Source organism: Corynebacterium sp. HMSC14B06 (assembly GCF_001807075.1).
Taxonomy (GTDB): Bacteria; Actinomycetota; Actinomycetes; order Mycobacteriales; family Mycobacteriaceae; genus Corynebacterium; species Corynebacterium jeikeium_D.
In genome coordinates, this window is record NZ_KV787368.1 from 44,680 (window position 1) to 64,929 (window position 20,250).

17 protein-coding genes are annotated in these 20,250 nt (G+C 59.3%); 3 read left to right on the forward strand and 14 right to left on the reverse strand.

Going from position 1 to position 20,250, the window contains the following annotated elements; translation table 11 throughout:
- Window positions 1–152 precede the first annotated feature (152 nt).
- Window positions 153–1,442 carry an adenylosuccinate synthase gene (locus HMPREF3130_RS04250; RefSeq protein WP_016421542.1) on the reverse strand — a complete coding sequence of 430 codons (1,290 nt, stop codon included), beginning with the start codon at window positions 1,440–1,442 and terminating at the stop codon, window positions 153–155.
- A 51-nt stretch (window positions 1,443–1,493) separates the two neighbouring features.
- Between HMPREF3130_RS04250 and HMPREF3130_RS04255 the strand changes: the two genes are divergently transcribed.
- Both HMPREF3130_RS04255 and HMPREF3130_RS04260 read left to right on the forward strand, forming a co-directional pair.
- Window positions 1,494–2,438: a hypothetical protein gene (locus tag HMPREF3130_RS04255; RefSeq protein ID WP_224784293.1), complete on the forward strand. Its 945-nt coding sequence runs from the start codon at window positions 1,494–1,496 to the stop codon at window positions 2,436–2,438.
- A 134-nt stretch (window positions 2,439–2,572) separates the two neighbouring features.
- Window positions 2,573–3,265, forward strand: a complete 693-nt coding sequence (locus HMPREF3130_RS04260) for a DUF1707 SHOCT-like domain-containing protein (protein ID WP_070429388.1) — start codon at window positions 2,573–2,575, stop codon at window positions 3,263–3,265.
- A gap of 73 nt (window positions 3,266–3,338) precedes the next feature.
- Here HMPREF3130_RS04260 and HMPREF3130_RS04265 read toward each other — a convergent pair whose 3' ends face one another.
- The 11 genes from HMPREF3130_RS04265 to clpB form a co-directional block, all read right to left on the reverse strand.
- Window positions 3,339–4,742, reverse strand: coding sequence for an FUSC family protein (locus HMPREF3130_RS04265; protein WP_005510217.1), 1,404 nt, complete (start codon window positions 4,740–4,742; stop codon window positions 3,339–3,341).
- A 97-nt stretch (window positions 4,743–4,839) separates the two neighbouring features.
- On the reverse strand, window positions 4,840–5,250 hold the full coding sequence (locus HMPREF3130_RS04270) for a DUF3151 domain-containing protein (protein WP_016421545.1): 411 nt from the start codon (window positions 5,248–5,250) through the stop codon (window positions 4,840–4,842).
- Window positions 5,251–5,382: 132 nt separating this feature from the next.
- Window positions 5,383–6,600 (reverse strand): glycoside hydrolase family 76 protein, encoded by a 1,218-nt coding sequence (locus HMPREF3130_RS04275; protein ID WP_005510131.1) that lies wholly within the window; start codon window positions 6,598–6,600, stop codon window positions 5,383–5,385.
- A 69-nt stretch (window positions 6,601–6,669) separates the two neighbouring features.
- Window positions 6,670–7,341 carry a TrmH family RNA methyltransferase gene (locus HMPREF3130_RS04280; RefSeq protein ID WP_070429389.1) on the reverse strand — a complete coding sequence of 224 codons (672 nt, stop codon included), beginning with the start codon at window positions 7,339–7,341 and terminating at the stop codon, window positions 6,670–6,672.
- The gene (locus tag HMPREF3130_RS04285) at window positions 7,328–8,173 is read right to left on the reverse strand and encodes a lysoplasmalogenase family protein (RefSeq protein WP_016421548.1); all 846 of its coding nucleotides are present in this window, start codon (window positions 8,171–8,173) and stop codon (window positions 7,328–7,330) included. The genes HMPREF3130_RS04280 and HMPREF3130_RS04285 overlap by 14 nt, the downstream gene beginning before the upstream one ends.
- A 136-nt stretch (window positions 8,174–8,309) precedes the next feature.
- Complete coding sequence (pyrE, locus tag HMPREF3130_RS04290; RefSeq protein WP_049189439.1) at window positions 8,310–8,870, reverse strand: orotate phosphoribosyltransferase; 561 nt, start codon at window positions 8,868–8,870, stop codon at window positions 8,310–8,312.
- A 51-nt stretch (window positions 8,871–8,921) separates the two neighbouring features.
- A complete protein-coding gene (locus HMPREF3130_RS04295; protein ID WP_070429390.1) occupies window positions 8,922–10,958 on the reverse strand; it encodes a type III secretion system chaperone family protein in 2,037 nt (678 codons plus the stop codon).
- A 188-nt stretch (window positions 10,959–11,146) separates the two neighbouring features.
- The gene (locus tag HMPREF3130_RS04300) at window positions 11,147–11,977 is read right to left on the reverse strand and encodes a sulfurtransferase (RefSeq protein ID WP_049169848.1); all 831 of its coding nucleotides are present in this window, start codon (window positions 11,975–11,977) and stop codon (window positions 11,147–11,149) included.
- A gap of 265 nt (window positions 11,978–12,242) precedes the next feature.
- Window positions 12,243–13,781: an HNH endonuclease signature motif containing protein gene (locus tag HMPREF3130_RS04305; RefSeq protein ID WP_070429391.1), complete on the reverse strand. Its 1,539-nt coding sequence runs from the start codon at window positions 13,779–13,781 to the stop codon at window positions 12,243–12,245.
- A 247-nt stretch (window positions 13,782–14,028) separates the two neighbouring features.
- The gene (locus HMPREF3130_RS04310) at window positions 14,029–14,676 is read right to left on the reverse strand and encodes a GNAT family N-acetyltransferase (protein ID WP_070429392.1); all 648 of its coding nucleotides are present in this window, start codon (window positions 14,674–14,676) and stop codon (window positions 14,029–14,031) included.
- Between the two features lie 186 nt (window positions 14,677–14,862).
- The gene (clpB, locus tag HMPREF3130_RS04315; RefSeq protein WP_070429393.1) at window positions 14,863–17,442 is read right to left on the reverse strand and encodes an ATP-dependent chaperone ClpB; all 2,580 of its coding nucleotides are present in this window, start codon (window positions 17,440–17,442) and stop codon (window positions 14,863–14,865) included.
- 360 nt (window positions 17,443–17,802) lie between these two features.
- Between clpB and HMPREF3130_RS04320 the strand changes: the two genes are divergently transcribed.
- Complete coding sequence (locus HMPREF3130_RS04320) at window positions 17,803–18,690, forward strand: fructose bisphosphate aldolase (RefSeq protein ID WP_070429394.1); 888 nt, start codon at window positions 17,803–17,805, stop codon at window positions 18,688–18,690.
- Window positions 18,691–18,821: 131 nt separating this feature from the next.
- On the opposite strand, the gene HMPREF3130_RS04325 is transcribed toward HMPREF3130_RS04320, so the two are convergent.
- Both HMPREF3130_RS04325 and HMPREF3130_RS04330 read right to left on the reverse strand, forming a co-directional pair.
- On the reverse strand, window positions 18,822–19,460 hold the full coding sequence (locus HMPREF3130_RS04325) for a DedA family protein (RefSeq protein WP_070429395.1): 639 nt from the start codon (window positions 19,458–19,460) through the stop codon (window positions 18,822–18,824).
- 83 nt (window positions 19,461–19,543) lie between these two features.
- The gene (locus tag HMPREF3130_RS04330; protein ID WP_016421558.1) at window positions 19,544–20,161 is read right to left on the reverse strand and encodes a trimeric intracellular cation channel family protein; all 618 of its coding nucleotides are present in this window, start codon (window positions 20,159–20,161) and stop codon (window positions 19,544–19,546) included.
- Window positions 20,162–20,250: the final 89 nt, after the last annotated feature.

Sequence of the window (20,250 nt, forward strand, 5' to 3'; positions counted from 1 at the left end):
AGAGCCTTCTCGTGGTTAGCAAATGTTCTTTTTTACAGCAGCCAGCGGTTTCGACACCGAAGATTTTTTATCTAACAGTTCGATAAAGTCGGGTCGAAAGCCGGACTATTTTCCGGCTAGTTCGCCACTGTCCCCAGACTAAGTGTCCAGCGCTAGTTGTCCAGCACGTCGTGGACAACGATAGTCTGGTCACGACCCGGGCCAACACCGATGTAGGAAATGCGAGCGCCAGAGAGCTCCTCCAGGCGGTTCAGGTAATCCTTGGCCTTGTCCGGCAGCTCATCGAAGGTGCGGCAGCCAGTGATGTCTTCGTCCCATGCAGGCATGGTCTCGTAAATCGGGACAGCGTGGTGGAACTCCGACTGGGTGAGTGGCATTTCGTCGTGACGCACGCCATCAACGTCGTAAGCGACACAAATCGGAATCTCGCCGATACCAGTCAGGACATCCAGCTTGGTGATGAACAGATCCGTGAAACCGTTGACGCGCGCGGCGTAGCGAGCCAGCACCGAGTCGTACCAACCACAGCGGCGCTTACGGCCGGTGTTGACTCCGACCTCACCGCCGGTGGTCTGCAGGTACTCGCCCCACTTGTCGAACAGCTCCGTCGGGAACGGGCCAGCACCGACGCGGGTGGTGTAGGCCTTCATGATGCCCAGCACCGAAGTGATCTTCGTCGGGCCGATGCCGGTGCCCACGCAGGCACCACCAGCGGTTGGGTTCGAGGAGGTCACGAACGGGTAGGTGCCGTGGTCGACGTCGAGCATGGTGGCCTGGCCGCCCTCCATGAGGACGTGCTTGCCGGCATCCAAAGCCTGATTGAGCTCAAACTCCGAGTCGATAATCATCGGGCGCAGACGATCGGCGAAGCCCATGAAGTAATCAAAGACTTCATCCGGGTCGATAGCGCGGCGGTTGTACAGCTTGACCAGAATCTGGTTCTTCTGAGCCAGCGAAGACTCAATCTTCTGGCGCAGAATCGACTCATCCAGAATGTCCTGGACACGCAAGCCCGTACGGCCGACCTTGTCGGCATACGTCGGGCCGATACCGCGGCCAGTGGTGCCGATAGCGCGCTTACCCAGGAAGCGCTCGGTCACGCGGTCCAGCGTCTGGTGGTACGGAGCAACCATGTGGGCATTGCCGGAAACGCGCAGGCGGGAGGCTTTTGCACCGCGAGCTTCGAGGCCATCAATCTCGTCGAAAAGCGCCTCGAGGTTGACCACACAGCCGTTACCGATAATCGGCACAGCGTTTTCCGACAGCACACCCGCCGGAAGCAGCTTCAGCTCGTACTTCTCACCGCCGACGACAACGGTGTGGCCGGCGTTATTGCCACCGTTGGGCTTGACGACGTAGTCGACGCGGCCACCGAGAATATCGGTTGCTTTGCCCTTGCCCTCGTCGCCCCACTGGGCACCGACGATAATGATTGCGGCCATAGTCCTACTTCAACTCCTGGGATTGCAGACGACGCATTAGAGTGTAGTCCTATGCGTATTGTTGTGCTGCAGTGTGGCCCCGATGTACCCGCGTTTCCCCAATTGCTCCGCCAATCATGGTCTACATCAGCACCGTCCACACCATCAGCACCAGCTACTCCGGCACCACCCGCCTATGCGCTTCACGACGTCGCGATGATCCCCACCCGCAAGGAGCTGGCTTTCATCGACGACCTGGCCAAGGACGTACTGCCTGTCGATACAGCTCCGACGCCGGAGGAAATCTCCAAGCAGAAGAAAGTCGACCACTTAGGCGCTCCGCAACCCGCTCCGCAAAAGCCGAGCGAGCCGTTACGAATTGTGGTCGTTGGCACCGACGCGGCACTGGCTACCGTGGCAACCTACCTGATGCGCAAGAACCTCCTGTGGATTGAAGTGGCACATGTCCCCACCGCACCGTCGACCGCGGCCAAAAACTGGGGCATCGAAGGAGGAGAAGGGCTCGATGCGGCGACCGCGCTCACACGCCCGACGACGCCAGTGCCGCTGATTCGCGATGACACCGGCCACGCAATTGTTGGTTACGCCCTACTGACAGAGCCGGGAATTACCGGAGTGTCCTCGGCAAACGGGTTTACTGGCGAGGTCTATGTCGACGAGCATCAGATGTTCTCCGGCACATCCACCGGCCTGCAGATTCGCCCTACCCCCGACGCCCCGGGCATCGTTGCGGCCGAAGTTCCGGCTCCGGAAGCGGAAATCGGTAACGAGGATGGAGGCAACAAAGGCCTGCTGAGCCGACTCGGATTGGGGCGCGGTGGCCGTCGTAAAGCGAAAGAAGCCCCGGCCCGCGAGCTACACCGTCCGATGACGGGTCGGGCAGTTCAAGTTGGTGGCCTGGGCTTCCGATATGTGCGCGATGGAGTCGAGTCTCGAAAGCCGCGAGAGAAGACAACTCTGTACCGACACCTTCGCGACTTGCAGATTGTGCACTAACTGCGTCGGGGCAATAGCCACGGTCTGCCCGTGAGAAAGTGGCTTGCGCGAAAGTGGCCTGCGCGATAGCTCGAGTACAGATAACATTTGGGTGTTAAAGCCCCTGCCCGCCACTGCCTCGATAGGACAGCATCATGACTGACAACACCCCACGGCTACGCGCTGGCGACCAAGCCCGCCACACTGCGCTGGAACGCTTGGAATGGGCATTCCGCGATGGCCAGATTGACTTTGCGGAACTGCAGGAGCGCACCGAGAAAGCCCAAAAGGCAACGTACATTGATGAGTTGCCCACATTGACACAGGACTTGTCGCTGCCCGCGAACCTGGCCGAGCCGACTCCACATGCGCACCCAAACCCTAACCTGCGCCCGAACCTGCACAGCGTCCCGGACGAGCACCATTCAGTGGCACCGAATGCAGCCAGCAATCATCAACCAGCCCGGATTGATAGCTCCGCCGCGGCAACTGGTTCGAAGCTCTCCATCGGCATCTTCGGCGGCACCGACAAGAGAGGCCCATGGACGTGCGCTCCCACGCACACCACGGTGGCGGCCTTCGGCGGGACTGGCTTGGATTTCCGCGAGGCCATCCTGACCGCGGAAACCACTGTCGTCAACATTGGCTGCGCCTTCGGTGGAGTCGACGTCATTGTCCCCGACCACTACCAAGTTGATGTCGACGTGCTGCCCATCTTCGGCGGCACGGATGTTACTGGAAAGCCGGGACGTCACCTTCCAGCTCCTGGCGCCGGACAGGCTCCGAAGATTATTGTGCGCGGCTTCGTCGCTTTCGGTGGCGTCGAGGTCAAGCGCGTACCGCACTAGAGCACGCTGCAATAGCACGTGGGCAGTAACCGACTGGCGCCTGGCGAGCCACTACTCGCCCACGCCTCACCGGCTACTCGTCCCATACCTCCGGTGGCATTGCTGGGAACGGCGTCGTCGGCGGCAGCGTTGCCACAGCTGAACGTCTGGACAGGCCACACACCTGCAACAGGTCCACCACCAAGGAGCGGGACTGCGCAAACACAACCTGTTCCGACAGCGTTGCGTCCTCGATCACGCGCGGGTGCATTTTCGCCGCTAGACGACGCAAGTACCGAACCACGTCTTCAAGCTTGACCTCTCCGGATCCCTCGGAAAGCTGAGCGATAGCGATGTCGCCGGATTCGAAAGGCAACTCGCCCCACTCTGGGATTCGGCGCACGGCGGCTTCGTCGTCAAGCACATGACTGACCAGGCGCGTACCTTCAGACACGCCGAGAACAAGTGCGCACAGTTCGGACGAGAAGTCGATGTGATCCTCACGTGCGGTGATAGCGCGACGCGCGAGCACACGGATGTTGCGCATGGCGTTGTCGACGGGATGTACCATGCGCGACAGCGAGTGGATTCTATCCCGAGAGCGCCAGAGCAACGGCGAGATACGGACCTGCTCGCCCGCGTCGGCGACAGTGCGGTCCATCAGCGAGACCTGCGCCTGCATGGAGCGCACCACGCTCAGTGCGGTGCGGATGCGATCGGTGTCGCCCTCTTTCATGCCGATGCCGATGTCATAAAGTACGTCTGCACCCATGTCGAGGACCTTGGCCACCTTGCGGCGAGCACCCGCCAGCGGGCTTCGCGGCAATATCATGAGCACAATAATGCCCACCACACCACCGACGAGAGCATCGATCATTCGGTAATAAGAACCGGCGGTGCCCGGCGGAATAATGGTGGCGATGAGCACGGCTGAAGATGCCGCTTGGTTGACCACAAGCGGACCGCGACCGACAAACACGCCAATGACCATGGCGACGAACACACCGACAGTCAGCTGCCAGATACCCGAGCCGAGGATGGAGATAATCACATCACCAATGCCGACTCCCAACGAGGCGCCGAGCACCAACTCCACAGAGTGCTTTAGGCGAGGACCTGCGGTCATCACGTTGAGGCTGATGAAAGCGGCCATCGGCGCGAAGAACGGGTTGGGGTGCCCCAGTACCTCAAGTGCGAACCAGTAGGCCAACCCAGCGGCTAACGTGGCTTGGACAATGAGCATCCAACGGGAGCGCACACGGTCAATCGCATGGAGGAAACGCGTGCGGGGCCTCACTTTCTGACGCAGCTTGTTTGCTGCGCGGGAGGCCGGATGTAGGTACGTATTGCGAAAATCTTGGAAATCCGGGCGCGGATTATCCTCGACGAATTGCGTTTCCTTAGCTTCGACGAGGTCGTCGACATGCGCGGGAGCAAGGTCCTCTAGATTCCTGGCAGCTGCGGCATCCTTATCTTCCCCACCAGCTATGCCAGCCATGCCGAAGTCACCATCCTCATGTAAAAAACTGTGCGCTTTTTATGTACCCGTTGTGCTGTTGTGCACTCTTATGTGCCCGCTGAATCTCTATGCGCGATTAAAGACCCAGTTCTGGCAACGCGGATTCATCACTGTCACGCAGCAACGCCATCATGCGATCGAATTCATCATCCTCGCCGATAGCCTTAGCAGCCTTAGCCAACGCTGCGAAGGCGCGGAGCACACCACGATTCGGCTCGTGCTCCCACGGAATGGCTCCGAACCCCTTCCAGCCGTTTCCACGCAGCAGGTCCAGACCGCGGTGGTAACCAGTGCGAGCGAAGGCATAGGCCTGAATCTCCTGGCCCTCGGACAAGGCGCTTTCAGCCAAATCCGCCCAAGCCTGGGAATCGCGCGGGCATGCGCGAACCACGGCCTCCGGGCTTGCGCCACCGTTGCGGGCAGCAACGGCCTCGTCAAGAACGGGGAGCTTCACGGGAGCAGGAGCCATCATGTCATTGAGTTTCATGCGTCCTATTGTGCCAGGCATCACGTGGCGATGGCAGGGGCTCAGTATGTGACTCTCTGTTGGCAACGGCGGGCACAGCGTGGTGGTACAACGTCGGCAAGCGCCAGATGACGACCAACTAGCGTTCCCCGACTACTCCGGACAGCTCGGCTTCGTCGAATCCAACGACTCACCATTTTCCAGCTTGGTCGCAACAAAATCGGCCACTCGGGCGCACGCTTCCATCAGCATCCAACCCGACAGCTGGACAGAGAGGTCACGCTCCTTAATCGCCGAACCGCGAACCGCGCCACCGACTGATTGCGCAACCGAACCGCCCTGTGGGAACTGAGCATTGTCGTTCCAATCTGCGGGGAAAAGCGGCAGGCCATCAACCTCGAGGCGGTGGTACCAGCACTTCTCCCCCGACGCCAGAACCAGTCGGCGAGCAATGCGGGCCGCCGCGCGATTCATGCGATTGTCTCCAGGCAAACGCACCGCCGCATCGGCGAGGTATCGCACGAGGATGCCGTTGAACAGACCACCATCGCCGCCACCGGCACCGGCGATGACATTGTCGGTGGTCGCCAAATCCTTTGCCACCGCGTGGATGAGGTTTTGCACGCGCGTGAAATACTTCGTCGCCTGTTCACGCTGGCCGTGCGCCCGAAGCGCAAGTCCCACTTCGAGGCAAGCGCCAATCATGACACCCTGGTTGTACGTAAACATGCCCTTCTGTACGACGGCACCTGCCATGGACAAGCGAATGCCGTCGTAGAGCAGCCCTGAGTCCGCCAGGAGGTTGGCGTAAACCCAATCGATAAGTTCCTCTGCCTCCTTGATACGACCAGCCCGGGCCAGAGCGATGGCTGCAGGACCGTTCGAGGGAACGTTGAAGAAGAGGTCCTGCTCACGCCACGGCAGCACACCCGTGGACTCCTGCCGACCATCACCCAAGCATGAAATCAGCCGTGCTGTCGTCTTCTTGGGCACCGATGCGCCGAGGACCGCGTCGGCACGCCCGAGCGCCAACGCCATCCACGCGCGATCGTCGTAGTACTTGTTCTTGGTCAGCAGCGTGAGGTTGCGAATGCGGATACCCCGAGTGGTCTGGCGGATAGCGCGGTACTTCTCCTTAGAAGGCACGCGCTTGGCTGCGTCTACCAGGCAGTCGAGATACTGCGCCTGCCACCAGTAATGCCAGTTGATGAAGACCTTATGTCGCAGCGGCGCGGGCCAGGAAGCCATTGCCAAATTCGTGCCCGGAAGACCCCACAGCTTCGCCGCATGACGGTTGCGAATCGCCTGTTCAGCCACGTCCGCACGATAGGCCCACGTTTCGGCCTCCGGACGCGACATTTTTAGAACCACTGGCTCTCCTTAAAACGGCTGTGAAACAGCTCTAAAACAGCCTTCGAAATAAAACACCTAAGCAGACAATTACCAGGCCGCGGTGATATCTGCATGAGTACGAATCCAAGAGTGCATGGCAATACCCGCCGCTACCCCCGCATTTATCGAACGCGTCGAGCCAAATTGGGCAATCGACACCGTCAAATCCGCCGACTGCTGTGCTTCTTCAGTCACTCCCGGCCCCTCCTGGCCGAAGAGCAAAAGACAACGCTCGGGCAACTCAACGGTTTCGATGGGTACGGAGCCCGGCACATTGTCCACGGCCACGACAGCCAAATCATGCTCGCGCGCCCAGCTAATGACCTCCGACACCGTCTCGTGGTGCAGCAAGTGCTGGTAGCGGTCAGTCACCATCGCGCCGCGACGATTCCAACGCTTGCGCCCCACGATGTGCACGGCCTCCACCAGGAAGGCATTTGCGGTGCGTACCACGGTGCCAATGTTGGAGTCATTCTCAAAATTCTCGATGGCGATGTGCAACGGATGACGACGCTTATCCAGCTCCGCGACGATAGCCTCCATCGTCCAGTAGCGGTAAGCATCGACGACATTACGTCGGTCGCCCTCATCCAGAAGCTGCTCATCGTATTCTGGGCCGGTCGGTCGGGGTTCGTTCGGGTGCTCCTGCTCCCACGGCCCCACCCCGACACGAGCCTCAAACCATTCCGTCGGCCCCTTCCCGGGCTCAGGCGCGGTCAAGAGCCAACAGCCCCTCGACCAGGAACAACTGCGCCACGGTGTAGGTGTCCATCACTGCCGCATTCAGAAGCTTGCCGACGACGCCCTCCTCCGCAAACATCTTTCGAGCCATCAGTAGCGTGTCGGAGACGAGGAACAGGTTGCCACCGTGGCCGAGGCCGTAGGCGGCATCGGCAATCGGCAGGCCGGTCTGCTCATCAGTACCGACAGCACCGGCACCCTCCAGCAGCGCCGGGTCATCGGCCAGTGCGGAGGTCACAGCCAGCAGCGGACCGTAGCCAACAGCAGCGGGCAGCGCCTCGGGCTTTACAGCACCGACCAGCGGTACCGAACCAGCCCACAGTGGGAAGCGAATGGCAGCACGCAGCGCGCTAATCCGAGCTCCGGCACGCCACAGCAGCACGTGGTAGGCAACCTGGTTAACTGCGAACGGCACAGAACCGCGGTTCAGGTTCGGCTTATTCGGCATGAGAATCAAGTCGCCCAGCCAACCGCCGGCGAGGCCGATGAGCAGGGTGGTCGTCGTAAAGCGAGACGTCTCGTGGCGACGGCGCCAAACATTGGCCGCCAACAGTGGCATGAGGACAGTCTTGGAAACTCGACGTGGAGTCTCCCAGCCGAAGGCACTGGAGACAACGTTGACCGCACTGGCGGCGATATAGCCGGCACGTTCTGGGGCACGGCGGGTGTCGGAGCTTGCGCTGGCGATACCGACGAGTGCGCCGAGGCCCTCGCCCGTGCGACGCACAAACATGTCAGCGACGGTTTCCTTGGTGCCGGGAAGTTTGGTCGTGGTGAGCTTGGACAGGAGTCCTGCGCGCTTGGTGGTCATGGGGATGTTCCTCTTTCGTGGGACTGCGTTGGGGCGGTGAGCAGGGTGAGGCTCGGCGAGCAGGGTGAGGCTCGGTGAGCAGGGTGAGGCTCGGCGAGCAGGGTGAGGCTCGGCGATAGCTCTAGCGCTCAGATTCTTAGGCCAGACCCAAGTCATCCAAACCGAGCAGATAACGGTACTCCAGGCCTTCAGCCTTGATGACCTCGCCGGCACCCGTCGCGCGGTCAACCACCGTGGCGACACCGACAACCTCAGCACCGGCCTCACGTAGGGCAGCGACGGCGGTCAGCGGAGAGTTGCCCGTCGTGGTGGTGTCCTCAACAACCAGGACCTTCTTGCCCACAATGTCCGGCCCCTCGATGCGGCGCTGCATGCCGTGCTTCTTGGCTTCCTTACGCACCACAAAGGCATCAATTGGGCGCCCTTCGGCGTGCATGACAGAGGTAGCCACCGGGTCCGCGCCAAGCGTCAGACCACCGACGTGCGCGTAGTCCCAGTCTGCAGTGAGCTCCCGTAGCAGGGAACCAATCAGACGCGAGGCCTCATGATGTAGGGTGGCGCGGCGCAGGTCAACGTAGTAGTCAGCCTCACGTCCAGACGACAGCGTGACCTTGCCATGAACAACCGCCAGCTCCTTGACCAACTCGGCCAAACGCTGCAGCTTCTCCTGATTGACATTGCTCGTGTGGATGCTCATCTGAGGTTGTCTCCTAAATAAACGACTGTGTGCTCAAGGATATGTCTGGTTCTACTCGTCCGCGGAATCAGGGGTTGCGCCCTTGTCCTCGGATACAGATTCGGTGGGGTCGTCGCTGCTGTCGAGGTCTGGGGCGGCGTCGGTAAAAATACTGGCGGGCTTCACATTTGATCGCACCACACGCCCCTGGCTCGAGCGCATCCGGCTATGTTCGGGGTCCTCACCAAGCGCAGGAATCTGCTGGCCAGAATCTCCAATGTCCTCCGACTCGCCAACGTTTGCACCCATCTTTCGTGCCGTCGACCGCGAAGGCAGCGCCGTCGGATCCAGCGGTATATCCCGCGTAGGGCGCCACGACGAACCGTCAATCGCCTGCACCACCGTGGGTTGTGCATTGCTTTGCGACGGCCACTGCGAATCATCCGTGGTTGCATCCGCGGTAGCAGCGGACGAGGACGAAGGAGAATCTGCGTAAACAATTTCCTCAACGTCCAGCGGCTCTTCACCCTTGCTATTCTGCGCGCTGTGACTCTGGGCATGCCCGTTCTGTGAGCTGTGATCCTGCGATTCGTGGTTAGCAGAACCGTTGCGACGCTGATCTGGTACCGCGTGCAAGTGCCCACGCCCGGTTCCATCCGAAATCAAGGAACCAGAGTCAACGGACTGCTCGGTGAGCTGCAAACGAGTGGGATCCCACTGATTAGTGTCCGGAGCGACGGTTTCGCCTTCCGCCGGTGGCAACCTGCGCGCAATGTCGGAGAAGTCCGACAGCGATGCCAGTGCACCGTCCCAGTCCTCTGGCACTGAATTATCAATCAGCTGAGCCAAGGACCAGGAGTTTTCGGACCACATGCGGGTAATGGCCGGGTGTACGTCGGCAAGCATGCGGGTTGCACGGTCGTCGAAGATGCGATGAATGAGCTCTGGGTCGGTAGCTGCGACTACCAGGCCGGCTTCGGTAGCTACGTGAGGCAGCGTCGTGCCGCCGCTGCGGCGCAACTCGAAAACCTCATCGCTGGATACAGAGCGGCGGATGGCGATGGTGGTGATGCCGCCGACATCGGCGAGGTGCATTTCCCGGCCAAAGGCGAAACCGGAGACCACGGCCTTGGCATCGCCGTCCGGCGTACGCTGCCAGTACGACGGCAGCTCATGGTCCACACGGTTATAGACAGAATTACGTTCCTGCGCCCAGGCTTTCCGCAAGTGACGCACACGGCGACCGCTGATACGTCGACGGATAGGGGCCACTGATTGCTGCTGAGCGCGCTGCGGTTGCGCGGGCTGGGTGGGCTCAGTGTGCGGGGTGGCCTGGGTGGCCTGGGTGCGCGCCGCACGATCGGATGATTGCGGCACTTCGTCAGTCTCGGCATTTTCGCCGGCTGCAGCCCGGAATTCTGTACCCCCAACAGTTCCAGTGCGAGCGTCAGCAGCGGTGGTGCTGTCGGCCCCTGTGGCAACGGCATCGCCCACTAAACCTGTCTCGGGCTCATCCGCGGTATCGGTATCTTCAGCAGTCACCGACTCGGCTGGCTCCGCGCCAGGCCCTGCTCCAGATTCTGTGCCAGACTCCGCGCCGCTTCGGAGAGTCACGTCCGTTCCCGCATTCAGATCAGCTGCTGCTTCCGATGTTTCGGCAGCACCCGCGTCTTCTGTTGCTTCGGGCATTTCAGCAGTGGCCGCCGGCTCGATTCCCGAGACAGATTCAGGCTCCGTCGGTGTCTTTTCTACAGCTGAAGTCCCCAGTTCTGTCGTCGAAACCTCAGTTTCAGAGTCAACTTCAGCGGCACCATCAGTCTCAGCGACAACCTCAGAGTCAGAGTCAGCATCAGCTGCGACATTCGGTCTCGCCACAGAAGCTGTCTCGGGGCTGCCTTGCTCTGAAGAATCCGGCAGTTCGGGCACAACATCTTCTGCCGCCACACCGGTTACTTCGCCGGTGAAGTCCGAGGGCTCGTCGTAAAGCGATGGCGATGACGGAGACGCCACAGCAGTCTCACTTATGCTGCGACGGCGGCGGTCGACAACGAACAGCGCGACTGCGGCGATGATGAGAATCGCTGCGAGGGTGAATACTAGGGGAATCATTAATCTCCTAGCTTAAGCCAGAAGCCGTTCTATTTGGTCAGCGACAAGATGCCGTCCCCCGTCTGGCGCAATGCCAATGCCCGAGGAGAGAGCGTACGGGACTCTCTAGGACGGTAAAGGGCGAGGGGCAAAAGCCACATGGACGGCACATCTGGGGCCCTGGGGCGGTCGCCCTGGCCCGGGCCCGCTTAGAAGCGGACGATAGGCAGGCTCGGATTGCCAGCCCACTGGGACCAGCCACCGACATACAGAGAGGCCCCCGTGATGCCCGCTTCTTCCATAGCCTGAATGAACAGCGAGGAATGAAGACCGGAACCGGAGTAGACCGCTACATTGCGACCGTCTTCGATACCGACGGAGGCAAAGCGCTCACGGAGCTGCTCAACAGGCAGGAAGGAGCCGTCGGCATTTTGCAGACTGCGAGCCGCCAGGTTCACAGCACCCGGGATGTGACCTGCCTGCAGATCGACGCGCTCACTACGACCTTCAAAACGGCTGGGCTCACGCGCATCCACCAAAATTCCACGCTCAGACCAGGTGCGTACGTCATCGAGGCTGGCAACAGGCATATTGCCTTCACTCACCGCAATCGTTCCAGGCCGCGGCAGATTTCCGGGCCCGAAGGCAGTCTCGTTTCCATCTGCTTCCCAAGCAGCTAACCCACCGGTGAGGACACGCACATTCTCCAAACCTGCCCAGCGCAGAATCCACCAAGCACGTGACGCGAACAGTCCATCGCCCGCGTCGTAGACGATCACGAGATGCTCCGAGCGGACTCCCCATCGACGGACGGCATCGCGCACACGCTCGATATCCGGCAACGGGTTGCGACCAGCTTCTCGGCTTGGAACACCTGCTAGGTCCAACTCGGGATCACAGAACACGGCCAGTGGGATGTGAGCCGTGGCGTAGGAGTCATATGGTTTTTTAGCACGCGACCAGCGTGCGTCAACGACGACGATACGACCGCCGCCGGCAATCTTGTCACGAAGCTCTTGTACCGAGATGGATGTTGTCATAATTCCGGATTCTAAATCGATTGACTTGGTAGCGCGATATGTACGTTATTAAAACTAGGAGCTTGGGAAGGTGCATGAAGACGCTGCTCACCTGGCCGTTTTCATCTCAGGCACAGGCCATGGAATCGGCTGTGCCACCGCAGAAAAACTGCTGCACTATGCCGCCAGCATCGGCACCCCCCTTTCCTCAACCGCTTTATTAACACAAAGCTGACTACGAAACGGAAGATCAGCCTCTAAGCCAGGCCTCGGTCTCCCAATCCGACTACCCACCGGGATCCGGCCCCATCTCGTCATTGCCATCCACTGTGTCCCCCGCCCGTTTCTCTCGCGCTTTACGACGCAACCAGCGCCCCGGGCTATCGAACGTATCGGGGTCCTCATTGGATTCCGCTTTCCGGTTTCCTTCCTCGTCTTTCGGGGGCACCCAGACCACACGATCAGTAGAGGCCTGCTCACACTCCCCGCTAACCCCGTCCCCTTCGTCAGTTCCTAGAATCTCCGCCACCTCATCCGGCCGGAGCGTCCACCAAGCATTTTCATTACATCGAGCATCGTCGATCTTTCGATGCGTACCCGGATCCACCAACGTGAGATTATCCAGGTCAGTGCCACCACCGGAAGCCCACGACTGCACATGGTGAACATCGCACATAGCTCCCGGAGTGCCCATGCCCGGCGCGGAGGAACCTCCTTCCTCTCCAAGAAGGGCCAGATACTGCGGCAAAGTCCCCAGCCTGCGGGACCGACCAAAATACAAGGTCTGCCCCTCATTCCCCAATACTTGGAGGAACGAATTTCTATCAACCATCTGTTGCACGGCCTGACTAATGGAAATTCGCACTCCCGCGTCTGAGACCGCTTTGCCCGATCCAGGAAGTACAAAATCTTTCCCCTCAGGCAGGGAGACTCCAGCTAACGCTGCCACATCTGCGATATGCGCGACGGTGACCACCGATGTCGTCCCCCGCGCCGGCTGAAGCTCACCGCCTGGTTGAAAGCCCCCGTTCACCGCCGCTTCCACGGCATCATGGAAACGCTGCTCCGGATTCCGCTGGTCATCGGCGCCTTCTTCGAGTAACCCACCAGGCCGCGCATGATCTGCCTGCAGCCTTTTGAGCACCGCCGCAAACGAAGGCGTAACCACACCGCTCAACCGGCTCATGCCGTCCGGCCCCTGAGCACCGATTTTTAGACTTCGTTTCCGAGCGCGGTCCTCATCCGTATACGGGTCATCAACCCCCAACATCGCCCGCAGGCGGTTCGGCAATTTATTGAGATCATCAACACGGATTTTGTCCACTAAATCTGAAATGTGCTTGTCCAGCAGCCTAGACAGCTGTGCATGCTCCGTTGCCGGCAGCTCCCGAACGGCTTTGTCAATCTTCGCAACAGCATCCGCACCGACAACACCTTCCTCAACCTTCTGACGAAGGTTCGGCATTCGCACATCCTCATTCGCCGGAGCAAACGGATCAACATTCCTACTCAGACGTCCGACGACATTGATACGCTGCCTCGCTTCTGCTCGCGAGATTCGCATCTCCTGCGCTAGCCACGCGATCCTTCGGTGCTCCGCGCTGGGCATCCGCCCCTTCATAGTCTCCACATAAGTCGCATCAATTACTGCGAGTCGTTTTCGCGCTTTCTCAATCGACTTATATGCATCGTGCGCATGATCCGGTGCAAGTACTTCGAAGTTCTCCACGATGACTGTCGACAGAGCTTCAAACTGCGCAACCGCATCTAAAACCTGCGATGTCGAAAGCGGTCCACCGCCGTTTGACGCCGATGGTGTAGACATTTCCCCACCCCTTTTAAAACGCTAGCAATCCGAATCCCCAAATGGACTAACTAATTTCCCTCCCCCACATTATCGCACACCCATTCGACACACCACAACCCCCTAAGTCAACTTTTTCGAACCTTTTTCCGAAACGCTGCCTCGCTTCCAGCGCCTAAACACCCCACCATCCGCCCTGAAAACCCCACCAACTCGCGCAGTCCCTCACCACCCGCGCAGCCCCCCAAAAAAACTGCACGCCGAAAGCCTAAAACCGCACCACCATCACATCGTGGTCCGGGAAGCTCGAGCGCCCCACTAGCTCAAACCCCGCCTTCACATAAGCTTTCGCCGCCCGCGGGTTGGCATCATGGACAGCCAGACTAACCCCCGGGTACCCCAGCTCACGCGCATACTCAAGAAGCCCCGCAATCATCGGCTGCGACAGCCTGCGTCCGACTACACCCGGACGCAGCGCAATCGCTACCTCAGGAATCCCATTTTCCACAAAACCGTACCCCGGATCGTCCTTCGTAAACGTACGCAGCCAGGCCGCCCCCACCGGCACTTCATAGCCCTCGCATTCTTCGCTTGACGACGAATCCCCGCGCTCCAACCATTCCGCCTTAATGGCGGCCGCACTGTAAGTAGCCTCGCGAGAAACCCTCGGTTCAAATGGGTCAGTGCGGGTCATGTCGCCACTGAGCGACTCGAGGTCAGCGTCGTCAAGCGAAGTGGCGAAAAGGATAACCCCGCCCTGACTCGCGTCCCACTGGTCGACGTATTGACGCCTCGTCACTACATAGTCTTCCGGCAGTGGCTGACTTTCATCTCCGAACGTTTCCGTTAGTTCGTCCATCCAGGCAATGAAGGGGCGGTCGGAGTCTGTCGCTGGTCGCCACTGAAAGTTAGTCATATTTGCGCACTATACCGGTGCACCCCAGGCCGACCGGAATGCAACAAGCCCACGCGATCGGCCGCAAGGAACATAAGCCCGGACAACAAAAGCACAAAAAAGGGGCAGTTCAGGAGAAAAATCTCCCAAACCGCCCCAACAAACGGACAGCCTGCTGAACAGGTATCGCCCTGAGGATTGGGCGCCCTAGACCCGGGCTACGCCGTCCTCGCCATAGCCGACAACCTTCAGCGACTCGCCATCGTCAGCAACCGTAACCTCTACACGGTCACCATCGCGAACATCGCCCGCGAGCAGTCGACGTGCCAGCTCATCGCCGATTGCCTTCTGCACCAGGCGACGCAGCGGACGGGCACCATAGGCCGGGTCGTAGCCGCGCTCCGACAGCCAATCCAGTGCCCCATCGGAGACATCCAGCACCAGACGACGTGCAGCCAGACGCTCCGCCAGGTTGCGAACCTGAATGTCCACAATGCCGCGCAGCTGCTCGGAGGTCAGCGGATCGAAGATCACTACATCGTCGAGACGATTGATGAACTCCGGCTTGAAGGCCATCTTGACCGCATCCATGATCTGTTCATGCGTACCACCAGCACCGAGGTTGGAGGTGAGAATCAGAATCGTGTTTCGGAAGTCCACGGTTCGCCCCTGACCATCAGTCAGGCGCCCCTCATCGAGCACCTGCAGGAGCACATCGAACACGTCCGGGTGAGCCTTCTCAACCTCGTCGAAAAGCACGACCGTGTACGGACGGCGACGAACAGCCTCGGTGAGCTGACCGCCAGCGTCGTAGCCAACGTATCCGGGAGGGGCACCAATCAGACGAGCGACAGAGTGCTTCTCGCCGTACTCGGACATATCGATGCGAACCATCGCACGCTCATCGTCGAAGAGGAACTCCGCCAGCGCCTTGGCCAGCTCCGTCTTACCAACGCCAGTTGGACCGAGGAACAGGAAGGAACCAGTCGGACGGTTCGGATCGGCAACACCCGCACGCGAACGGCGGACAGCATCGGAGACAGCCTCCACAGCGGCATTCTGACCAACGACGCGACGGCCGAGGTTGAGCTCCATTTCCAGTAGCTTCTCGGTTTCGCCCTGCATCATCTTGCCAGCCGGGATACCCGTCCAGGCGGAGACAACCTCAGCGACTTCCTGAGGCGTGACCTCCTCCTTGAGCATGGAGTTTTCCTCTGCGTCAGCGACCGATTCCTCGGCGGCCTCCAGCTTCTTCTCCAACTCAGGAATGCGCCCGTAACGCAGCTCTGCGACGCGCCCGTAGTCACCTTCGCGCTCAGCCTTTTCGGACTCAGTGCGCAGGGCATCGAGCTCTTCGCGAACGGAGCGAACATCATCAATCGAGGACTTCTCGTTCTGCCAGCGAGTCTTCAGAGCGTTGAGCTTCTCGCGCTCATCTGCAAGTTCCTCACGGAGCTTGTCCAGACGCTCCTTCGACGCGATGTCAGTTTCCTTCTCCAGGGCCATTTCCTCGATTTCGAGGCGGCGCACAATACGTTCCGCGGAGTCGATTTCCTCCGGCGAGGAGTCAATCTCCATACGCAAACGCGATGCGGCCTCATCCACCAGGTCAATGGCCTTATCCGGCAGGAAGCGGGATGTGATGTAGCGATCCGACAGCGTTGCCGCAGCCACTAGCGCGGAGTCCTGAATACGGACACCGTGGTGGACCTCGTAGCGTTCCTTCAGGCCACGCAGAATACCGATGGCGTCCTCAACGCTCGGCTCACCGACAAAGACCTGCTGGAAACGACGCTCCAGCGCAGCATCCTTCTCGATGTACTTGCGGTACTCATCCAAGGTCGTCGCACCGACCAGGCGGAGCTCACCACGAGCCAGCATCGGCTTAATCATGTTGCCCGCATCCATCGAGCCATCACCCGTGGCGCCAGCGCCAACGATGGTGTGAATCTCATCGATGAAGGTAATAATCTGACCGTCGGATTCCTTAATCTCGTCCAGAACCGCCTTCAGGCGCTCCTCGAACTCACCGCGGTACTTCGCACCGGCGACCATAGAGCCCAGATCCAGGCTCATCAGCGTCTTGCCCTTCAGAGATTCCGGCACATCACCTGCAACAATGCGTCGTGCCAGCCCCTCTACAATGGCCGTCTTACCAACGCCCGGCTCACCAATGAGCACCGGATTGTTCTTGGTACGACGACTCAAGACCTGTACCACGCGACGAATCTCCGCATCGCGGCCAATAACTGGGTCAATCTTGCCCTCACGTGCCCGCGCGGTTAAGTCCGTCGCATACTTTTCCAGAGCCTGGTACTGCTCTTCTGGATTCTCCGTTGTTACCTTCCTCGATCCACGCACACTAGTCAGCGCACCCTTTAACGCCTCGGCAGTAGCACCCGCCGACTGCAGCACAGTTGCCGCCTCCGACTGGCCAGTTGCCACACCGATAAGCAGAATTTCCGTGGAAACGTACTCGTCTCCCAGCTCCCCCGCCAGCTCCTCGGCGGCGTTCAGAGCATTAACGGCGTCCCTATTAAACTGTGGGTTCGCCATATTCGCCCCGCTTGCCGACGGGTACCCCGCGACCAACTCCTTAGCGCGGGTCAAAACCCCGGAAGGATTAACGCCCGCTGCTTCAAGCAGTGGAGCCGCAATACCCTCCTTTTGCTCCAGCAGTGCTACCAGAATGTGCCCAGGCCGGATATCCGGGTTACCCGCGCTGGTCGCGGCCTTCATAGCTTCCTGGAGAACTTCTCCAGTCTTAGTTGTTGGTGTAAAACTCATAACTTGCGCCCCTTTGACTCAACTTTGTCATTCACTACCCATAACGCACTCAGCCTTGAGTCTGTTCCACTCAACTTCAAATTTTTCAATTTCCCGACCGTGATTCACACCACACCTATAGCAAAAAGGATTGAGCTCGGCAGCGTCGTTAAGCGTAGTAGCGCGCCGGAAAGCACTAGAAAACGTTGGAAAGCTCCAGAAACCACGTGCGAACACACTCCGACACACCGCCCGACGTCCTCACCAGCACACTCCCGCCGGATTCAACTTCCCCCATGTGAGTGATGGGTGGACAGCGCACTCATACTGTTTTGGTTACCCTGGTAGATGACATTCCTTCATTCTCACGAAAGGACTCGAATGAACATCGAGCAGGCACGTCAGATGACTGAGGGCAAGGGCTTCATCGCCGCTCTCGACCAGTCCGGTGGATCCACCCCGAAGGCTCTGCGCCTGTACGGCATCAACGAGGATCAGTACTCGAACGAAGATGAAATGTTCGACCTGGTTCACGAGATGCGTACCCGCATCATCACTTCCCCGTCCTTCAACTCTGAGCAGATTATTGGCGCGATTCTCTTCGAGCAGACCATGGATCGCGACATTGAGGGAATCCCGACCGCTCAGTACCTGTGGGAAAAGAAGGGCATCGTCCCGTTCCTGAAGACTGACAAGGGTCTCGCCGACAAGGAGAACGGCGTTCAGCTTATGAAGCCGTGCCCGGGTCTGGATGAGCTGCTGGAGCGCGGTGTCGCTAAGGGCATCTTCGGCACCAAGATGCGTTCCTTCATTGCTGAGGCAAACGAAGAGGGCATCAAGGCCAACATTGCTCAGCAGTTCGAGTTCGGCAAGCAGGTTCTGTCCCACGGTCTGGTTCCGATCCTGGAGCCGGAGGTCGACATCAACGCTGCTGACAAGGCAGAGGCTGAGGACATCGTCCTGCGCGAGCTGCTCGCCGGCCTGGATGACCTGGCTGATGACCAGAAGGTTATGATCAAGGTTTCCATCCCGACCAAGGACGACCTGTACAAGCCACTGATTGAGCACCCGAAGGTCATGCGCGTCGTTGCCCTGTCCGGTGGCTACGAGCGCGAGGACGCCAACGAGCGCCTGTCCCGCAACCACGGCATGATTGCTTCCTTCTCCCGTGCACTGTCTGAGGGCCTGTCTGCTCAGCAGTCCGACGAAGAGTTCAACGCAACTATGGCTGAGTCCGTCAAGGGCATCTACGAGGCTTCGATTTCCTAATCGTCCGTGCTGTGCATCTGCGCTTGTGCGCACCTCTAGGTAGTCGCTAGCGCAATTAAAAACTCCCGCACCAGGTTTTCTTGGTGCGGGAGTTTTTCTGTCGGCGCCTCTGCCCTTACGACAGCACCGTCCTACACCGAGCGCTTCGCAACAGCTGCTTTACGACGCGCATTCACACCACCAATGACAACCGGTAGCACGGAAATTGCAATCACCAGTAACATGATCTTGTCGATGGAACTGGTGATTCCCGGAATGTTGCCCAGCAGCACACCAACAGCGACCATACTGGCGACCCAGCCAATCGCACCGGCGACATTCCAGCCGATGAACTTTCCGTAGGGCATATTCGCAGTGCCCGCAGCCAGCGGAACGTAGGTGCGCACAATGGGAACAAATCGCCCCAGCACCAACGACAGAGGTCCGTACTTGGCAAAGAACTTCTCGGCCGCTTCCAGACGATTAGTTCGCAGCACCTTTGCATTGTCGCTGAACAGTTTGCGGCCGAAGGAGTGGCCTAAGAAGTAACCGACTTGATCGCCCAGCACCGCGGCAATAATACCGATAACCAGCACCTGCCAAGTGTGGACATCTAGCTCTGACCTTAAGACGGCAGCAGTGACCAACAGCGAGTCACCGGGCAGAAAAGGAAAGAGCACACCGGACTCAATGAAGATGATGAGTCCAAGCCCCGCAAGCACCCAAGGGCCAAACCCCTGGAGTAGAGCTTCGGGGTCTCCGATACCGGAGAGGAATCCAGAAAAATCCATAACGGCAATCTTTTCAGCAACAACTATCGATTCTGCTGAGCTAATTAGAGTATTTTGCTGAGAGTTTTTCTGGGTACTGTGTTTTAATCGCGCCCCTGATAGTCAAATACCGGCAGCGACCAGCCACGCCAAAGCGCCGCTAGTCGAATGAACAGTGCGGACAGCACCGCACAGATGATGTTGATGTTCTCGTGCAGGCCAACCATGTCGAGCACGTAGTAAAGCGTCGCCGCGACGACTGCGATGGAGGCATAGAGCTCCTTTTGAAACACCAGCGGGACGCGGTCACACATCAGGTCGCGGAGCACACCTCCAAACGCACCGGTAAGAACGGCGCCGACAATAGCGATGATGACGCCGTGCCCCATTTCCATGGCCACGCGGGCACCAATGATGGAAAACGCCGACAAACCGATTGCGTCAGCGACCAAGAACACGACCCGGAAGTGCTTCATCAGGAAGTCGGCCAACAGCACCGTGATCAGTGCTGCACCGACAATAACCAGCAAATATTGTGGGCTTGCAACCCACACCAACGGATAGTGACCGAGAATGACATCGCGCAGGGTACCGCCGCCGATAGCAGTCATGCACGCAATTGTTGAAACTCCAAAGAGATCCATGCGCATTCGACCGGCCGCTAGTGCGCCGGTGACGCCTTCGGCCGTAATTCCGATGACCCAGAGGATGTGGAGCAGCATGATAAGAAATATAAAGGACTTCGCCCGAATCGGTAGAACTATAGGCTAATATCCCGCAATCTTCGCCCCCTCGACTCGGCCCGCTTCAT

Coding starts and splice junctions, on each gene's coding strand:
- HMPREF3130_RS04310 (WP_070429392.1), bottom strand. CDS start 14,676: ATGACTAACTTTCAGTGGCGACCAGCGACAGACTCCGACCGCCCCTTC.
- HMPREF3130_RS04285 (WP_016421548.1), bottom strand. CDS start 8,173: ATGACCACCAAGCGCGCAGGACTCCTGTCCAAGCTCACCACGACCAAA.
- HMPREF3130_RS04255 (WP_224784293.1), top strand. CDS start 1,494: ATGCGTATTGTTGTGCTGCAGTGTGGCCCCGATGTACCCGCGTTTCCC.
- HMPREF3130_RS04300 (WP_049169848.1), bottom strand. CDS start 11,977: ATGACAACATCCATCTCGGTACAAGAGCTTCGTGACAAGATTGCCGGC.
- HMPREF3130_RS04295 (WP_070429390.1), bottom strand. CDS start 10,958: ATGATTCCCCTAGTATTCACCCTCGCAGCGATTCTCATCATCGCCGCA.
- HMPREF3130_RS04330 (WP_016421558.1), bottom strand. CDS start 20,161: ATGCTGCTCCACATCCTCTGGGTCATCGGAATTACGGCCGAAGGCGTC.
- HMPREF3130_RS04260 (WP_070429388.1), top strand. CDS start 2,573: ATGACTGACAACACCCCACGGCTACGCGCTGGCGACCAAGCCCGCCAC.
- HMPREF3130_RS04265 (WP_005510217.1), bottom strand. CDS start 4,742: ATGGCTGGCATAGCTGGTGGGGAAGATAAGGATGCCGCAGCTGCCAGG.
- HMPREF3130_RS04320 (WP_070429394.1), top strand. CDS start 17,803: ATGAACATCGAGCAGGCACGTCAGATGACTGAGGGCAAGGGCTTCATC.
- pyrE (WP_049189439.1), bottom strand. CDS start 8,870: ATGAGCATCCACACGAGCAATGTCAATCAGGAGAAGCTGCAGCGTTTG.
- HMPREF3130_RS04270 (WP_016421545.1), bottom strand. CDS start 5,250: ATGAAACTCAATGACATGATGGCTCCTGCTCCCGTGAAGCTCCCCGTT.
- HMPREF3130_RS04250 (WP_016421542.1), bottom strand. CDS start 1,442: ATGGCCGCAATCATTATCGTCGGTGCCCAGTGGGGCGACGAGGGCAAG.
- HMPREF3130_RS04325 (WP_070429395.1), bottom strand. CDS start 19,460: ATGGATTTTTCTGGATTCCTCTCCGGTATCGGAGACCCCGAAGCTCTA.
- clpB (WP_070429393.1), bottom strand. CDS start 17,442: ATGAGTTTTACACCAACAACTAAGACTGGAGAAGTTCTCCAGGAAGCT.
- HMPREF3130_RS04305 (WP_070429391.1), bottom strand. CDS start 13,781: ATGTCTACACCATCGGCGTCAAACGGCGGTGGACCGCTTTCGACATCG.